Origin of the sequence: Pseudomonas baetica (genome assembly GCF_002813455.1) — a bacterium.
Taxonomy (GTDB): domain Bacteria; phylum Pseudomonadota; class Gammaproteobacteria; order Pseudomonadales; family Pseudomonadaceae; genus Aquipseudomonas; species Aquipseudomonas baetica.
This window is the reverse complement of record NZ_PHHE01000001.1, coordinates 5397780-5414676: the sequence shown is the minus strand read 5'-3', so window position 1 is coordinate 5414676 and position 16897 is coordinate 5397780. Positions and strand designations below refer to the sequence as shown.

At 60.2% G+C, this 16897-nt stretch carries 16 protein-coding genes; 7 read left to right on the top strand and 9 right to left on the bottom strand.

Translation table 11 applies throughout. The features are described 5' to 3' along the window. Window positions 1-326 precede the first annotated feature (326 nt). The gene (locus tag ATI02_RS25020; protein ID WP_100847669.1) at window positions 327-794 is read left to right on the top strand and encodes a hypothetical protein; all 468 of its coding nucleotides are present in this window, start codon (window positions 327-329) and stop codon (window positions 792-794) included. 383 nt (window positions 795-1177) lie between these two features. On the opposite strand, the gene ATI02_RS25015 is transcribed toward ATI02_RS25020, so the two are convergent. The 9 genes from ATI02_RS25015 to ATI02_RS24975 form a co-directional block, all read right to left on the bottom strand. Further along, the gene (locus tag ATI02_RS25015; RefSeq protein WP_095188627.1) at window positions 1178-2218 is read right to left on the bottom strand and encodes an AI-2E family transporter; all 1041 of its coding nucleotides are present in this window, start codon (window positions 2216-2218) and stop codon (window positions 1178-1180) included. 69 nt (window positions 2219-2287) lie between these two features. After that, a complete protein-coding gene (locus ATI02_RS25010) occupies window positions 2288-3094 on the bottom strand; it encodes a DUF4892 domain-containing protein (protein ID WP_095188628.1) in 807 nt (268 codons plus the stop codon). A gap of 115 nt (window positions 3095-3209) precedes the next feature. Then, on the bottom strand, window positions 3210-4064 hold the full coding sequence (locus ATI02_RS25005; RefSeq protein ID WP_095188629.1) for an alpha/beta hydrolase: 855 nt from the start codon (window positions 4062-4064) through the stop codon (window positions 3210-3212). Continuing rightward, complete coding sequence (locus tag ATI02_RS25000) at window positions 4061-4867, bottom strand: alpha/beta fold hydrolase (RefSeq protein WP_100847668.1); 807 nt, start codon at window positions 4865-4867, stop codon at window positions 4061-4063. Before ATI02_RS25000 ends, ATI02_RS25005 begins: the two co-directional genes overlap by 4 nt. A 120-nt stretch (window positions 4868-4987) precedes the next feature. Then, the gene (locus tag ATI02_RS24995; protein ID WP_095188631.1) at window positions 4988-5428 is read right to left on the bottom strand and encodes a hotdog fold thioesterase; all 441 of its coding nucleotides are present in this window, start codon (window positions 5426-5428) and stop codon (window positions 4988-4990) included. A 31-nt stretch (window positions 5429-5459) separates the two neighbouring features. Continuing rightward, a complete protein-coding gene (locus tag ATI02_RS24990; RefSeq protein WP_100847667.1) occupies window positions 5460-7115 on the bottom strand; it encodes an AMP-binding protein in 1656 nt (551 codons plus the stop codon). Between the two features lie 203 nt (window positions 7116-7318). After that, on the bottom strand, window positions 7319-7771 hold the full coding sequence (gene sixA, locus ATI02_RS24985) for a phosphohistidine phosphatase SixA (RefSeq protein WP_095188633.1): 453 nt from the start codon (window positions 7769-7771) through the stop codon (window positions 7319-7321). Beyond that, on the bottom strand, window positions 7768-8115 hold the full coding sequence (locus tag ATI02_RS24980) for a DUF4389 domain-containing protein (protein ID WP_100847666.1): 348 nt from the start codon (window positions 8113-8115) through the stop codon (window positions 7768-7770). The genes sixA and ATI02_RS24980 overlap by 4 nt, the downstream gene beginning before the upstream one ends. 18 nt (window positions 8116-8133) lie before the next feature. Further along, window positions 8134-9159 carry an NAD(P)H-dependent glycerol-3-phosphate dehydrogenase gene (locus tag ATI02_RS24975; RefSeq protein WP_095188635.1) on the bottom strand — a complete coding sequence of 342 codons (1026 nt, stop codon included), beginning with the start codon at window positions 9157-9159 and terminating at the stop codon, window positions 8134-8136. Between the two features lie 196 nt (window positions 9160-9355). Between ATI02_RS24975 and ATI02_RS24970 the strand changes: the two genes are divergently transcribed. The 6 genes from ATI02_RS24970 to ATI02_RS24945 all read left to right on the top strand — a co-directional run bounded on the left by ATI02_RS24970 (window position 9356) and on the right by ATI02_RS24945 (window position 16885). Further along, window positions 9356-11479, top strand: coding sequence for a TonB-dependent receptor plug domain-containing protein (locus ATI02_RS24970; protein WP_095188636.1), 2124 nt, complete (start codon window positions 9356-9358; stop codon window positions 11477-11479). A 1-nt stretch (window position 11480) separates the two neighbouring features. After that, a complete protein-coding gene (locus ATI02_RS24965) occupies window positions 11481-12413 on the top strand; it encodes an ABC transporter substrate-binding protein (protein ID WP_100847665.1) in 933 nt (310 codons plus the stop codon). Then, window positions 12410-14314, top strand: coding sequence for a response regulator (locus ATI02_RS24960; protein WP_100847664.1), 1905 nt, complete (start codon window positions 12410-12412; stop codon window positions 14312-14314). Before ATI02_RS24965 ends, ATI02_RS24960 begins: the two co-directional genes overlap by 4 nt. Window positions 14315-14560: 246 nt before the next feature. After that, a complete protein-coding gene (gene fabA / locus ATI02_RS24955; protein ID WP_040065317.1) occupies window positions 14561-15076 on the top strand; it encodes a 3-hydroxyacyl-[acyl-carrier-protein] dehydratase FabA in 516 nt (171 codons plus the stop codon). A gap of 11 nt (window positions 15077-15087) precedes the next feature. Continuing rightward, the gene (gene fabB / locus ATI02_RS24950; RefSeq protein WP_003227152.1) at window positions 15088-16308 is read left to right on the top strand and encodes a beta-ketoacyl-ACP synthase I; all 1221 of its coding nucleotides are present in this window, start codon (window positions 15088-15090) and stop codon (window positions 16306-16308) included. 388 nt (window positions 16309-16696) lie between these two features. Further along, complete coding sequence (locus ATI02_RS24945; RefSeq protein WP_007917473.1) at window positions 16697-16885, top strand: hypothetical protein; 189 nt, start codon at window positions 16697-16699, stop codon at window positions 16883-16885. Window positions 16886-16897 lie beyond the last annotated feature (12 nt).

Sequence of the window (16897 nt, the reverse complement as noted above, 5' to 3'; positions counted from 1 at the left end):
ACGGCGGGTCACCTTTTCCAAACGCCGAAAAGGTAACCCAAAAGGCTTTACCCTGACGTACGGCACTTCGCTGAGGCTCAGTGTTCCCTCGCTACGGTGTCCATCCGGGGGCATCGCCTACGGTTTGCTTCGCTGCACCTCCTCTCGATGTATGCGGCTTCGCCGCACGGCGCTACGCGCCTACCCCCGGATGAACACCTTCGCTCGGCCTTCCGATGGGCCTGAAGAGCAAGATCAAAAGCCAAAGCCAAAGCCAAAGCCAAGCAGATCAAAAGATCGCAGCCTTCGGCAGCTCCTACAGGTGGGTTGATTACATCTGTTAGATATTGGTCGGCTGGCAGGCCGCCTTCGCGAGCAAGCCCGCTCCCACAGGGATCGAGTTCACCCGCCAGAGCTTGGTCGGCTGTCAGGCCGCCTTCGCGAGCAAGCCCGCTCCCACAGGGATTGAGTTCACCCGCCAGAGCTTGGTTGGCTGTCAGGCCGCCATCGCTGGCAAGCCAGCTCCCACAGGGATCGAGTTCACCCGCCAGAGCTTGGTTGGCTGTCAGGCCGCCTTCGCGAGCAAGCCCGCTCCCACAGGGATCGAGTTCACCGGCCAGAGCTTGGTCGGCTGTCAGGCCGCCATCGCTGGCAAGCCAGCTCCCACATGGATCGAGTACACCCGCCAGAAACTGGTCGGCTGTCAGGCCGCCATCGCTGGCAAGCCAGCTCCCACAGGGATTGAGTACACCCGCCAGAAACTGGTTGGCTGTCAGGCCGCCATCGCTGGCAAGCCAGCTCCCACAAGAAAATGACTACACCCCGCACGCGGCGCATGCCGCCCCACTCAACACAATGAGCGCAAGCTCGAGTACCGCTTTTGATCTTAGAGCGCCCGTCGGAAGGCTGAGTGGAGGGAGTGATCCGGGGGTGGGAGCGCAGCGACCGTTTGGCGAAGCCAAACACATCGAGAGGAGGTGCAGCGCAGCAAACCGGAGGCGATGCGCCCGGATCAATCCCGCAGCGAAGGAACCCGAGCCTAAGCGAGGGCCGTACGTCAGGGTAAAGCCCTTTTGGTTACTTTTGGCTGGGCCGGCATTCCGGGCGTTTGTCAAAAGTGACCCGCCGTCAGGGCGGAACCCTAATCAGCAACACCGCAGCAACGGATATTCACCCAAAAAAAATCGCAACCAAACACCTAAACCCGAGCCTGACTCTTACTCCAATCCGTCAACAAACTATAGGCAACAGCCAACAGCGTAGGCCCGATAAACAACCCGATAAACCCAAACGCAATCAACCCGCCAAACACCCCAAGCAACACAATCACCAACGGCAGATTCCCGCCGCGACTGATCAGATAAGGCTTGAGCACGTTATCCACGCCACTGATGATGAACGTCCCCCAGATCCCGAGAAACACCGCCATCCCGTACTCACCCTTCCACGCCAGCCAGGCCGTGGCCGGTACCCAGACCAGCGGTGGCCCCATCGGAATCAGACTCAGCAGAAACGTCACAATCCCCAACACCAGCGCCCCCGGCACCCCGGCAATCAAAAAGCCGATCAACGCCAGAACCGCCTGCGCCGCCGCCGTGCCAATCACCCCGTTGACCACCCGCTGCACCGTGCCGGCCACCAGATCGATGTAATAGCCAGCGCGATCACCGATCAAACGTTCCAGCAAACCATGCACGAACGCCGCCAGACGCGGCCCGTCGCGGTAGAAAAAGAATACAAAAACGATGCTCAACGTCAGCTCGAGAATCCCGCCGCCGATTTGCGCACTGCGCGCCAACAGCCAGTTACCGACCTGCCCCAGATAAGGCTTGATCGACACCATCAACGCCGCGCCCTGTTGATCGATGCTGTTCCAGATCCCGACCAGCCGTTCACCTACAAACGGCAGCCCACCTAACCACGTCGGCGCCTCGGGCAAACCATCGACCTGCACATCCTTGATGAACGCCGTAGCATCGCGCACATGATCGGCGAGGTTGAACCCCAGCCAGACCAGCGGCGCCGCCACCAACAACATCCAGCCCAAGGTCAGAATCGCCGCAGCCAGCGATTCGCGACCATTGAGCAGGCGGGTCAGAAGGCGCATCAACGGCCAACTGGCAAACGCCAGTACCGCCCCCCAGAACAGCGCCGACCAGAACGGCGCCATCACCCACAGGCTGGCACCAAACAGCACCAGCAGCAGAATCTGCACCAGCAGTCGATCGTTATTGAGCATGTAAGGTCTCGAAAAGGTCAGTCAGGCAAAGAGTAGGCGAACATGCCGCGCATGTTCGCCTGCCAGAGCTTATCGCAACAGATCGATGCGCAGGCCAACGCCGTCGACACTGCCGGTTTCCATCCGCGCCGCCCGCACGCCCTGATTGATCAATGCCTGGCGCCAGGCCTCGGCTTTCGGCCCGGACAGCGTCACGCGCTGCGTGGTATCGAGGTTCAAGCCACGGGAAATCAGCCGTAGCCAAGTGTCATCCGGATCATTGACGAGTTTGGGGAAGTCGAGTTCACCGGTGCTTTTAAGCTGGCGCAACAGGGTCGCGGAGGTCGGCAGCAAATTGCCCAGCGGCGCCCCTGCCTCGAACTGCTCGACATGCAGATAGGCTTTTCGATTGCCGCGCGTGATGCTGTAGAGCGCCACCAGTGTGTTGTCCTTCGGCGCGGCCAATCTCAGCAACAGATAGGCCTGTTGCTCGTCGGCGCCGTACAACTTGGCATTACCGAACACCTCGTTGGCCCACAGGCTGCTTTCGCCGCAGTCACGGGCCTGACACCAGAACAGCAACTCGGCGTCCTGCTTTTGCAGGGCTTCGCGGGCGGCAGTAAACGCTTCGGTGGCGGAGTGTTCGGGTGGCAACTCGTAAGTCACCGACGTGGTCTGGCCACGGGCCGTGACCTGGCTATCGAAGCGCAACTGGCCGCTGATCTTGCGAATCGAACCCAACGGGTAGATTCGCTCCAGCTCCACGGGCGGGCGATAGTCGACGATTTGCGCATCGGCCAGGCGCGGCACGATCTGCAGATCCTGACTGCCCGGCACATCGGCGGCGAACGAAACGGAACTGAAACAGCACAGCGCCAGCAGACTGAATGAGCGCATAGTCAGGCTCATCGGATCGGCATGACTTGGCTATTCGGGGTTGCAGCGGTATAGAAATCCATCGTGGTTGTCTCCCATTTCAACCCGCCCAGCCTCGACAGTTGCCCGCAGCAAGTCAAGGAATGGCGAAGAAGCGATTGAAACAGTCTGCGACAAGGTCGGCACCAGCCTCGTCGTTAAGGTGCAAATGGTGCCCGCCGGGCAGCTGTTCCCGGCTAAAGGGTAGACGCTCCAGCAGCTCCGGATGTTTGGCCAGCATGCCGTCGGCCGCGACCACCAGTTGCGCCGGGCATTCGATGCGCTGGACGAAGGCCATCGCCTGCTCCTGGGTCAGGCGCAAGGGCGATGGCAGGGTCAGGCGATTATCAGTGCGCCAAGTGTAACCACCGGGCACCGGCATCAAGCCGCGCTGAGCCAACAGTTCTGCGGCCTCTCGACTGACCGCCACCAGACCTTTCATTCGCGCTTCGATGGCACGGTCGAGGGTGCTGTAGACCGGTTTACGCTTCTCGCGTAGATCCAGTTGCGCTTGCAGGGCCATGCCCATGCGTTCGGCAGCATTTTCGCCTTTATCTGTAGGAGGAATTACACCGTCGATCAGCGCCAGATGCGTGACGCGATCCGGCAAGGAGCCTGCCAGTACCAGCGAAACAATGGCCCCCATCGAATGCCCGAGCAGGCCGAAACGCTTCCAGCCCAGTTGCTCGGCGACTTGCAGCACGTCATGGGCATAGTCCCACAGTGCATACCCGGCGCCATTCGGCCGATGCCCGGAATGCCCGTGCCCGGCCATGTCCAGCGCAACGATGCGCAGGCCTTTGAGCTTCGGCGCCAAACGGGCAAAGCTGTTGGCGTTGTCGAGCCAGCCATGCAGCGCGATCACCGGCAAGCCGTCCTCGGGGCCGAACAAATGCGCGGCCAACTCGATATGCGGCAGGCTCAGGCGCACTTCTTCGACGGTCTGACTCATGCGCAATCCTTGTCCTGGCGACTTTCCCAACGGTTAAACAGATTCTTCAGCAACCGCGCAGTGTCTTGCGGCCGCTCAAAAGGAAACATGTGGCCACCGGGCATGCTCAGCGCTTCGCCCTGGGCGAGACGCGAGACGAAACGGGTGTGATGGCGCATGACGACGTTGCTCTTGTGCCCACGCACCACCGCCAGTGGCACCTGCAACTGACGAGTGCGCCCGGGGCTGGTGTGCGGCACGCCGCGATAGATGCTGATTTCCGTGGCCGGATCGAAGCGCAGGCGCAGCTTGTCGCCGACCTTGTGCAAGCCGTGTTGCAGGTAAGCGTCGAAACACTCCGGATCGAAACCACGGAACAAGGTCTTGCCGGCGAAATAGCTGCGTGCACTGGCGAGATCGGCGAATTCTTCGCGCCGCCCCAACGTGCGCCCGGCCGGTGTCAGTTTGTCGATAAAACCAAAGCGCTTGGCCGCGCGGATCACCCACTGATCGGTCCTGGTCAGCACCGGCGAATCAAGCATCACCACGCCGCGATACAGCTCAGGGCAACGCAGCGCCGCGTGCAAATGCAGGACGCCGCCGAAAGAATGACCGACGCCCCACACCGGCTGATCCTGTTGCTGCAGGTGGTGGATCAACTCGTCGACGAGGTGGTACCAATTGTCATCTGCCGGGAAACGCGGGTCATGAGCATGCTGCTCCAGATGCGCAACCCGGTACTCGGGCGCCAGCGCCGCGAACAACTTGCCATAGGTGCCCGAAGGGAAACCGTTGGCGTGGGCGAAAAAGATCGGTTGCGACATGCGGGCAAATCCATGAGCGGGGAACGTGGCGTTGATTGTCCGTAAGACCGCGCCCTACAGCAATGACCGTAACTGCCAGGAATGATGACAGTCAGGTCAAAGCTATGGGCAAATCGGTAATCAACGCGGCGGCTGCTCACCCAACGGCACCACCGCCATGGTCAACCGCGACACACAACTGGCCTTGCCTTCGTCGCTGGTCAGGCGAATATCCCAAACATGGGTCGTACGGCCGAGATGAATCGGCTTGGCCACCGCCGTCACCCGGCCACTGCGCAGGCCGCGCAAATGGTTGGCGTTGATCTCGAGCCCCACGCAATAGAACTTGCTGGCGTCGATACACAAATAGCTGGCCATCGAACCGACGGTTTCCGCCAGCACCACCGATGCCCCGCCATGCAGCAAACCGTAAGGCTGATGCGTACGGTGATCGATGACCATGCTCGCGGTCAGCGACTCTTCATCGAACGCTTCAAAGCGGATGTCGAGCACTTCGCCGATGGTGTTTTTCTGGATTGCGTTCAACTGCTCGATGTCGGGAGTGGTACGCCACAGGCTCATCGCAGACTTCCTTTGTTGTTTTAGTGGTCGCTCAATCCTGCCACAGCACCACCTCGCTGCGCTCACTCCATTCTTCGAAGCGCGCACCGTAAGTGTCTTCGATGACGTTGCGTTTGATTTTCAGCGTCGGTGTGAGAAAGCCGTTCTCCACCGCCCAACTGTCCTTGACCACCACCAGGCGGCGCAGACGTTCATGCTTGTCGAGCACAGCGTTGACCTCCTCCAGCAGCTTCTCCAGACTCGAATGCAGACTTGCCCGCGGCTCCTCCTGATTGACCGTCGAGAGCACGCACAACCCCAGCGGCGCACTCAGACCGTCCCCGACCACGCATACCTGCTCGATCCGCGAATGCACCGCCAGGCGATTTTCGATCGGTGCCGGAGCGACGTATTTGCCCTTGCTGGTCTTGAAGATTTCCTTGAGTCGCCCGGTCAGGCGCAGCCGCCCCTGCGCATCCTGTTCGCCCTTGTCGCCGGTACGCAGAAAACCGTCCTCGGTCAGGGTCTCGGCGGTTTTCTGCGGTTCCTTGAAATAGCCAAGCATGTTCGCCTGACTGCGCACCTGTACCTCGCCCGACTCGTCGATGCGCACCTCGACTTCCGGGCACGGCTTGCCGATCCAACCCTGTTTGTATTGGCCCGGCAGGCAGATATGCGAGTAGCCGCAGCTTTCGGTCATGCCGTAGACCTCCAGCACATCGAGCCCGAGCTTCTGATACCAGGTGAGCAAGGTCTGCGGTACTGGTGCGGCGCCGGACAGGGCCACGCGTAATGCATCCAGCCCCAGGCCAGCGAGAACTTTGTGTCCGACCCGCTTGCCAATGAACGGCAGACCAAGAAGGAAATCCAGACGCTGTGCCGGGATCTTGCTGTACACGCCCATCTGGAACTTGGTCCAGATCCTCGGCACACCGAACATCGCCGTCGGCCGCGCACGCTTGAGGTCAGTGATGAAAGTGTCGAGACTTTCAGCAAAGAACACCGTCTGCCCGGTGTAGATCGAAGCCAGCTCAACGAACATGCGCTCGGCGACGTGGCACAGCGGCAGGTACGACAGCAGTCGGTCATTCTCGTTGAGCCCGAACAACTGCGTACCATGGGTCGTGGCGAAACCGAGATTGGCGAAGCTGTGCATCACGCCTTTGGGCAGGCCGGTGGTACCGGAGGTGTAGATGATGGTCGCCAGTTGCTCGGCGGCGGGACGCGGGTCGTCCTGGATCGGCGAGCCGCGCTGCAGGTCATCCCAGCTGAAATCGAACGTCCCGGGCGGATGCAATGGCAGGCTGATGGTCGGCAGACCCGACGGCAGCCCTTTCGACATGCCGGGCCAATCGTCGAGTTTGCCGATAAACGCCAGCACACTCTGCGAGTGAGTGAGCACCTGCGCCATGGAGTCAGCCGTGAGATTGGGATAGAGCGGCACCGAAACATGCCCGGCCATCCAGATCGCGAGATCGGCAATGATCCAGTGCGCGCAGTTTTTCGAGATCAGGGCGATATGGCTGCCTTGCGGCAATTCACGGGCACGCAGCCAGTGTGCGGCGCAGCGGGCCTGATGACCGACATCGGCCCAGGTCAGCGTCTCGATCTGCCCGCCACCGATGGGCTGCACGAGAAAGCGCTGGCGCGGGTGCCGGGCTTCACGTCCGTAAAACACGTCCAGCGGCAAACGGAAGGCGGCAGACATGCGACTCGCTCCTGTTTTTTGGGTCTGGAGCAAGCGTAGTCAACCAAGCAAGTGCTTGGTTGGAAAATTCAAACAAATAATTTCCGGCACACAGAGAACCAATGTGGGAGCGAGCCTGCTCGCGAAGGCAGCGTTTCAGACACCTAAGTTGTGAATGACACTGCGCTTTCGCGAGCAGGCTCGCTCCCACAAAGGGATCAGCGTTATGGATGTTTGAGGCTGTTAAGCGTCATCGAACCGATCAGCAGCTCAGGGCTTTCCAGCTCCGCCAGGCCAGCGGTGCTGACCTTCTCCGGTGGATATCCGGCGCCATGTTGCAGATAGCTGAGCAGGTTGCCCACCAGCGGGTTGTGGCTGACCAGCAGCACGTTACTCACCGACACCAGTTGATCGGTCACCTTGTCGGGATCGACCTCCGGCGTCAGCCACTCGACCGTGCGAATCTCCGGCTCGAAACCCAGCGCCTCGCGGACAATCTGTGCAGTCTGCTGCGCACGCAGATAAGGGCTGGCGTAGATCGCCGTCAGTGGCTGGCCGATCAATCGGGCCGCGCTGCTCAACGCTTCCTTACGACCGTGATCGGTCAGTTCCCGCTCGGAATCAGGGCACGAGCCGTAAGGCACGGCCTCACCGTGACGCAATACCCAGAGTTTCATAGCTTGGGCTCCTCATCTCGGGCCGGATGCGGTGCTGGCGGCACGACGTGTGGCGCTTCACCTTCCGGGGTACGCGGCGTTGGCCAGTCAGCGAACGGCCAGGGTTTCTGGTCGCTGTGAAAACTGCCGAAACGGCCAATCTGTGCCAGAAACTGGCTCAGGCTATCGCCGAAGTTCATCAGGCTGGCGCTTGGGGCGCCATAGATCAAACGATAGATCAGCTGCACCAGCACCACCGCGCCGAGGATGAACTGCGCCACTTGCCAGACCAGCACGTAGACGATCATCCACAACACCCGCAGAAGGATGGATTCGTACTTGGCTTCGGTTTTCGGATCGTTCATGTGTCGTTCCCTGCTGAATCAGTTGAAACCACTGGTGGAAATAAAGTCGACGTCGGTTTTCGGCTCGGCCCGCATCAGTAGACCGATCACCTGCTCCAGCGTGCGTCCTTCGAACAGAATGGCGTGCAGCCCGGCGACCAGCGGCATGTACACGCCAACTTCCTGGGATTTGGCCTTGAGCACTTTCAGGGTATTCACTCCCTCGGCGACTTCACCGAGGCGCGATACCGCTTCGTCGAGGCTCAGGCCCTGACCGAGGGCGAAACCGACCTGGTAGTTGCGGCTCTTGGGCGACGAACAGGTCACGATCAAATCGCCAACGCCAGCCAGACCGAGGAAGGTCATCGGGTTGGCGCCCTGATTCACCGCAAACCGGGTCATCTCGGCCAAGGCTCGAGTGATCAGCATGCTCTTGGTGTTCTCGCCCATTTCCAGCGCCACCGCCATGCCGGCGATGATCGCGTAAACGTTTTTCAACGCCCCGCCCAGCTCGACACCAAAGCGGTCGGCGCTGGCGTAAACGCGAAAGGTGCGGCCGTGTAGTGCGGCTTGCACCTGCTTGCAGAGTTCTTCGTCTTCACTGGCGACCACCGTGGCGGTCAGCGCATGTTCGGCGATTTCCCGCGCCAGATTCGGCCCGGACAACACGCCGATGCGCGCCTGCGGGGCGATCTCTTCGAGAATCTGGCTCATCAGTTTGAAGGTGTGTGCCTCAATGCCTTTGGTCAGGCTGACCAGCATTTTGCCGCTCAGCCGCTCGGCGTGGGCAGCCAGCACCGTGCGCAACGCGCTGGACGGCAGTGCAACAAAGCACAGGTCACAGGCATCGAGCGTGGCTTGCAGGTCGGTGACCGCGGTCACGCCCGGCAGAATCTTGATGCCTTTGAGGTAACGCGGGTTTTCGCGATTGACCCGGATGGCCTCGGCCTGCTCGGGGTCACGCATCCACTGCAAGACTTGATGGCCGTTCTCGGCCAGAAGATTGGCCACGGCGGTACCAAAACTTCCGCCTCCCAGGACCGCAATCGGGCGCTGTTCAGTCATATGCAATCCGTTAATCCATACCAGTGGCGATGGCGGCATTATACGGGGCGACCCGGTCGCGGCCAGCCCCCGCGTCAATTACCGATACTTGTAGGAAGAAGACCCATAAAACCTAGGAAAATGCCCGCAACGTGACTGGAAAAGTCGCGCCCCTCGGTTAACATGCGCGCCAATTCTTCGCTCTATAGGCCGTGTCGTGCTTTTTGCTCTTCCCCCATCGCGTTCGTCCCTCCTGCTGGCGCTGCTGTTCAGCCCGGTATTACTGGCGGACGACCTGTTCATGGACAGTGAGGCATTGCCGCAGGTGCTGACGGCCACACGCCTGAAGCAAACGCCGGCGGAAGTGCCGGGAAGCATGACCGTGCTCGACAGCGAACTGATCACCGCCAGCGGCGCCCGTGACATCAGCGAACTGCTGCGGCTGGTCCCTGGGATGATGGTCGGCAACATCAGCGGCAATCAGGCAGCGGTCAATTACCACGGCACCAACGCCAGCGAAGCGCGACGCATGCAGGTGTTGATCGACGGCCGTTCGGTGTACCGCGCAGGCCTGGCCACGGTGGACTGGAGCGATATTCCGGTGGCCATCGAGGACATCGAGCGCATCGAAGTGTTTCGCGGCCCGAACACCGTCAGTTACGGCGCCAATGCGCTGATGGCGGTGGTCAACATCATCACGCGTCATCCGGCAGACAGCCATGGCACGCGGCTGAAGATCACTCGCGGCCAACTTGGCATCAATGACTTCTATGCCAGCCAGAGCAAGGGATGGAATGGCGGCGACCTGCGCTTGTCGCTGTCCGGTCAGGAAGATGACGGATTCGATACCGATCGAACCGGCGCCGACTACCGTGACAGCCGCCGCTTGAACCGTTTCAGTCTCGCCGTCAGCCAGACGTTGAATGAAAACCAGAGCCTCGACTGGCAGGTCAACGCAAAGGATGGCACCAACCAGCGGCCCTACACCTACCGCCCGGTGTTCTCGGGGATTACTGACGCCGGGAACAATTCCGACGTAGTCGCCAAGGATTACGCCGGTTCGGTGCGCTGGAACCTCGACATCAATCCCGAACACAGCCTCTATATACAAGGCTCGGCACAGCACTGGGATCGCCAGCAAACCTGGCGCGCCTGCGACGCCGAGGTGTCGTTCAGCCCCGAGCTGACGCAGCTGTGGCAAATCGACCCGAATTACACCGAACGTCTGGCGCGCAATATCACCCGTTTCCTGGGTCCCGGCCCTGAAACAGGCACCGCGCAGCAAATGACGTTGGCCAATCGCGTGCTCGATCAGTGGCGCAACGGCGCCAGTAAAACCCTGTGCGGCGATATCGACCAGAGCGCCCGAGAATCGCGTTACGACCTCGAATTGCAAGACACCCTCAGCCTGTCCGACAGCCTGCGCCTGGTCAGCGGCATGAACTATCGTTACGACCGGGCCGACTCCGAGACCTACTTCAACGGCACGCTGGACGACACCACGTGGCGCGCGTTCGGCCAACTGGAGTGGCGCGCCAGTGAACACTGGCTGTTGCAGGGCGGCGCAATGTTCGAAGACACGCAATTGATCGGCAGTTCGCTGACCCCACGCTTCGCGGTCAATTACCTGATCAATCCGCGCCACGGTCTGCGCGCGGTGTACTCGGAAGCGATCCGCTCGCCGGACATGTTCGAGAACAACGTCAACTGGAGTTATCAGGTCAGCAATCTGCGGCCCTTGGCGTATGGCCAGTCTTCGGCGCGCTATTTCGTCAAGACCCGCGGCCCCGGCGATCTCGATCAGGAACACATGCGTTCGCGGGAACTGGGCTACAACGGCTATTTCGCCGAATGGGGGCTGGCGCTGGACGTGAAGCTGTTCTACGACGAGATCACCGGCATGATCAGCGAGCCGCTGCGCAATAACCAATACATCGCCAGCAACGCCAACAGCTCACGTTTTCGCGGCACGGAAACCCAACTCGACTGGCGTGTGAGCCAGGCCGATCGCTTGCGTTTCACTTATGCCTATGTCGACGCCGAGGCGAGTAATCCGCTGGATCAGCAATTCACCGCGAGCAACAGCGGCTCCGCCGGCTGGCTGCGCGATTGGGGCCACGGCTGGAACAGCGCCCTCTTCTATTACGGCGACAACGCGCTCAACGGCTACCGCTTCGAACGGCTCGACACGCGCATCGCCAAACGCATCGCCTTGGGCAAGGCTCATCTGCAACTGGCCGGTGTGCTGCAACAACGTCTGGACCATGAGCCCACCACGTTCATCGATAACAATTACGACCAACGCCGCGTGATGTACTTCAGTGCCGAGCTGGAGTTCTAAGGTGCGCTACGGCCTGACGCGCAAGACGCCAACGCTGGCTCATTGGCTGGCCGGGCTGTGTGTGTTTCTGACGGCGTGGCTGCATGGCGTGGCGGTACAAGCCGCCGACATCCTGCTGACAGGTGCCGAAGAAAGCCCCGGCGTGCAGGCCTTCGTTCAGGCGCTGAGTGAATTACGCCCGACCGACACCGTACGCTTCCAGCCATTGGCCAGCCTGCCGGCGCCGGGCAAATTGCCGTCCAGCCTGCGCCTGATTCTGCTCGACCTGCCGAGCTTCGACTGGCGCCTGCAAGAATCCCAGGGCCCGGCGACACTGGTGTTACGCATCAGCCGTCTGCAAGCCCGACAACGCCTCGGTTCGACGCAACCCTCGCACCTGAGCTTGCTGTGGAGCGATCCGCCGCTGGGCCGGCAACTACAATTGATCCGGCGTATCTTGCCGCAGGCGCGACGGGTTGGCGTGTTGTTCGATGAGCACAGCGAATTCCTCCTCAAAGAGCTGCACCTGGCCGCCACGCCACTGAATCTGGAAATCGTCAGCCAGCGCTGGGACAACACCCACGACAGTCGCCCCTTGCAAGCCGTTCTGAAAAACAGCGATGTGTTACTGGGGCTTGATGATCCCGATCTGTACAACCCGAAAACCGCGAAAAACCTGCTGCTCAGCAGTTACTCAAGACAATTGGCGCTGGTCGGCCCGAACGTCGCATTTGTGCGCGCGGGTAGCCTGGCAAGCAGTTACAGCGACCAGAGCGACTGGCTCGGCGTGCTCGACCATTTGCTCGACCAGCCCCCGGCCCATTGGCCGCGAACGCTCTATCCCGAACGTTTTAAAGTCTCAAGTAATACGCAGGTGGCTCGTTCATTAGGGATCGAACCGCTGGATGATGCATCTGTCGCCAGAGCGATGGCAGAAGGAGAACGCCACCCATGAGTTTTCGTCGCCGTTGGGACATCAACACCCGCACCCAACTGATCAGCCTGGGCCCGGCACTGTTGCTGACCCTGTTGCTGATCAGCTTCTTCACCTTCGTGCGCATCCAGGATTTGCGTCAGGAGCTGAACCACACCGGCCAATTGATCGCCAACCAGCTGGCGCCCGCGACCGAATACGGGGTGATTTCCGGCAACAACGAAGTGTTGGAGAGTTTGCTCAAGGCCACGCTGGCGACACCCAACGTGCGTTTTCTTGAGGTACAGGACAGCGCCAACCGGATTCTGGTGTATGTCGAACAACCGGCGGACGCCCACCGGCGACCGCATCAGGTAGAAGTGTTCCAGGCGCCGGTGCGGTTGCAACGAATCGCTTTGAACACTGATTTTTTTCAGGACACAAAAGTCAGCAGTGGCGCTGCCAATGAGGATTATCTGGGGCGCGTGATCGTCGGGCTGTCCAACGACGCCTTCAGTCAGCGTCAACAGGAAATCTTGCTCAAGGCCGCAATTCTCGCGCTGTTCGCCCTGCTCTTCACCTTCGTCGTGGCACGACGCCTGGCCGGTAGCCTGTCGCAGCCGATCCACGATATCGGCAATGCGGTCAAGGCGATTCAGGACGGCGACTTCAAAACGCCGCTGCCGATTGTCGACGACACCGAACTGGGCGCCCTGTCGCAGCACATCAACAACCTCGCCCAGGCGCTGGAACAGGCCAGTCGGGAACAGCAGCAGGCCATGGCGCAGTTGATCCAGACCCGCGAGGAAGCGGAAAAGGCCAACAACGCCAAATCCGATTTTCTGGCGATGATGAGCCATGAACTGCGCACGCCCATGAATGGTGTGCTGGGCATGCTGCAATTGCTTGAAACAACTGAAATGACTGAAGAGCAGCTCGAATACGCCGCGCTTGCCTCGGAATCCACCGAGCATTTGCTCAAGGTCATCAACGACATCCTCGATTTCTCGCGTATCGAACGTTCCGAGCTTGAGCTTGAGCACATTCCGTTCAACCTCGCCGAACTGATCGGCGCCTGCGCTCAGTCGTTCCAGCACAGCGCAGTGCAACGTGGCCTGACCCTGAATCTGCGGATTCCCGAGGATATGCGCGGCTTGCAGGTACAAGGCGATCCGACACGGATCCGGCAGATTCTGGTCAACCTGGTCGGCAATGCCTTGAAGTTCACCGAACAGGGCCGGGTCAGTATCGAGGCGCAGTGGCAATCGCTGGATCACGAACTGCTGTGGTTCACCTGCTCGGTGCGCGACAGCGGCATCGGTATTTCGTCCGAAAGTCTGGAGCTGATGTTCAACGCCTTCCAGCAGGCGGACAGTTCAATCTCCCGGCGTTACGGCGGCACCGGTCTCGGCCTGCCGATTGCCCGTACGCTCGCCGAGCGCATGGGTGGCACATTGCGCGCGCAAAGCGAGGAAGGCCTGGGCTCAGTGTTCACCCTGGAAATTCCATTGGCACTTTATAAGCAGGCGTTACCGCAGCTGACCACGCCGCGCACGCTGGACGGCGGCCGCCACGGCGAAGGGCGCAACGTGTTGCTGGTCGAAGACAACCCGGTGAACCAGACGGTCATTGAAGCAATGCTTCGCAGCCTGGGCTTTACTGTCAATGTCGCCACCGATGGCGCACAGGCAGTACGTAGCGCCGAGGGCAACGATTACGAAGTGATTCTGATGGATTGCCGTTTGCCGATCATCGACGGCTACGAGGCCACCCGGCAGATTCGCCGCCTGCCCAGCCGCGGCGATGTACCGATCATCGCGCTGACGGCCAACGCTTTGCAGGGCGACCGGGAAACCTGCCTGTCGGCCGGCATGAACGATTACCTTGCCAAGCCGTTCAAACGCAATGACCTACAGCAGATTCTGCAGCGATGGGTGCAGTAGTGACGGTTTTTCGACCATCTGCGACTGGCGTGGAAAGCGAAAGTGCGGCAGTCTTAGGCACCCGAACAAGCCTCAAAAGGGGCTTGAATAAAAATTTCAGTGCACAAGTGTACATTCATGTCCTTGGTGCTGTGACTTTCACCACAACGCAATAGTCTATGAGTAGGCTGCCGGTTCGAGGCATGAACGCTTCGAACGGTCGGGAGATTTGCCCCACCTGCCGCATGGGATTATTGAGGAGCTCGCATGACCAAACAAAACGCCTTTACTCGGGAAGACCTGCTGCGCTGCAGTCGCGGTGAGCTGTTCGGCCCAGGTAACGCGCAACTGCCCGCGCCGAACATGCTGATGGTGGATCGCATCACCCATATCAGCGAAGAAGGTGGCAAGTACGGCAAAGGTGAATTGGTCGCCGAGCTGGATATCAACCCTGACCTGTGGTTCTTCGCGTGCCACTTCGAAGGCGATCCGGTGATGCCGGGCTGCCTGGGTCTGGATGCCATGTGGCAACTGGTCGGCTTCTTCCTGGGCTGGCAAGGCCTGCCGGGCCGCGGCCGTGCGCTGGGTTCGGGCGAAGTGAAGTTCTTCGGTCAGGTGCTGCCGACCGCCAAGAAAGTCACCTACAACATTCATATCAAACGCGTCCTCAAGGGCAAGCTGAACCTGGCCATCGCCGATGGTTCGGTGACCGTCGACGGTCGCGAAATCTATACCGCCGAAGGCCTTCGCGTCGGCGTGTTCACCTCCACTGACAACTTCTAAGGGTTATTCGCATGCGCCGCGTCGTTATCACTGGTCTGGGCATTGTTTCGTGCCTGGGCAATGACAAAGAGACCGTCTCCGCTAACCTGCGTGCAAGCCGCCCTGGCATCCGGTTCAACCCGGAATATGCCGAAATGGGTCTGCGTAGCCAGGTTTCCGGCTCCATCGACCTCAACCTTGAAGAGCTGATCGATCGCAAGATCTATCGCTTCGTCGGCCACGCAGCGGCTTACGCCTACCTGGCCATGAAAGACGCCATTGCTGACTCCGGCCTGACCGAAGAGCAAGTGTCCAACCCGCGTACCGGCCTGATCGCCGGCTCGGGCGGCGCGTCCACCTTGAACCAGATGGAAGCGCTGGACATCCTGCGCGAGAAAGGCGTCAAGCGCGTCGGTCCATACCGCGTCACGCGGACCATGAGCAGCACCGTTTCCGCTTGCCTGGCCACGCCGTTCAAGATCAAGGGCCTGAACTACTCCATCGCTTCTGCCTGCGCCACCAGTGCTCACTGCATCGGTACCGCCATGGAACAGATCCAGATGGGCAAACAGGACATCGTTTTCGCCGGTGGCGGTGAAGAGGAGCACTGGAGCCAGTCGTTCCTGTTCGACGCAATGGGCGCACTGTCCAGCAAGCGTAACGACACCCCGGAACAAGCCTCCCGCGCCTACGACGCCGACCGTGACGGTTTCGTCATCGCTGGCGGTGGCGGCATGGTTGTGGTTGAAGAGCTGGAACACGCTCTGGCCCGTGGCGCGAAGATCTACGCGGAAATCGTTGGCTACGGCGCGACGTCCGACGGCTACGACATGGTTGCCCCAAGTGGCGAAGGCGCGATCCGCTGCATGCAGATGGCGATGTCCACCGTTGATACTCCGATCGACTACCTGAACACCCACGGCACCTCGACTCCGGTCGGCGACGTTGCGGAAATGAAAGGTGTGCGTGAAGTGTTCGGCGACAAGGCACCAGCGATCAGCTCGACCAAGAGCCTGTCCGGTCACTCCCTGGGCGCCGCCGGCGTTCACGAAGCGATCTACTGCATGCTGATGATGGAAGGCAACTTCATTGCCGGTTCCGCCAACATCGACGAACTGGACCCTGAAGTGGCCGATCTGCCGGTGCTGACCAAGACCCGCGAAAACGCCACCATCAATACCGTGATGAGCAACAGCTTCGGCTTCGGCGGCACCAACGCCACGCTGGTACTGAAGCGCTGGGAAGGCAAGTAATTCCCCGCTGAGCCACACATGAAAACGCCCCGACTGGTTCGGGGCGTTTTTTTTGGCCTGCAGAAAATAGCAGCCACACCGCAAAAACCTGTGGGAGCGAGCCTGCTCGCGAATGCGATATTCCAGTCACCCTATCGTCGTCTGACCCACCGAATTCGCGAGCAGGCTCGCTCCCACAATGGGTTTCAGTGCTTATGAAAATGAAACTTCTGTCATGAAACTTTCTGCCCTGCGACCGAATGTCGCGGATTGCGCGGGCTGCAGCACTGTTGCAAAAAACGCAACAACACCTTGCGTGAATCACCGGTTTACTTAGCTGCCTAACAAATTCTATAAAAGAGTCCTGCACACGCCTTGCTGCAGATAACTTGAGATTTGGAGCTAGCAGATGACTGTAAAAGTAACTGAACGCGACGATTCACACATGTCCCATGAAGGCGTAGCCGCCGGTATCCGGATTTGGGACGTGCATCAACAAGACTTGCTGGTCGGGATGTTCCACAACGAAATCGACGCCCACAACTACAAGGCCGAACTCGAAGTGCAAGAGCAGCAGCGGGATCTGAAATCCGCCTGATTCAACCACAGC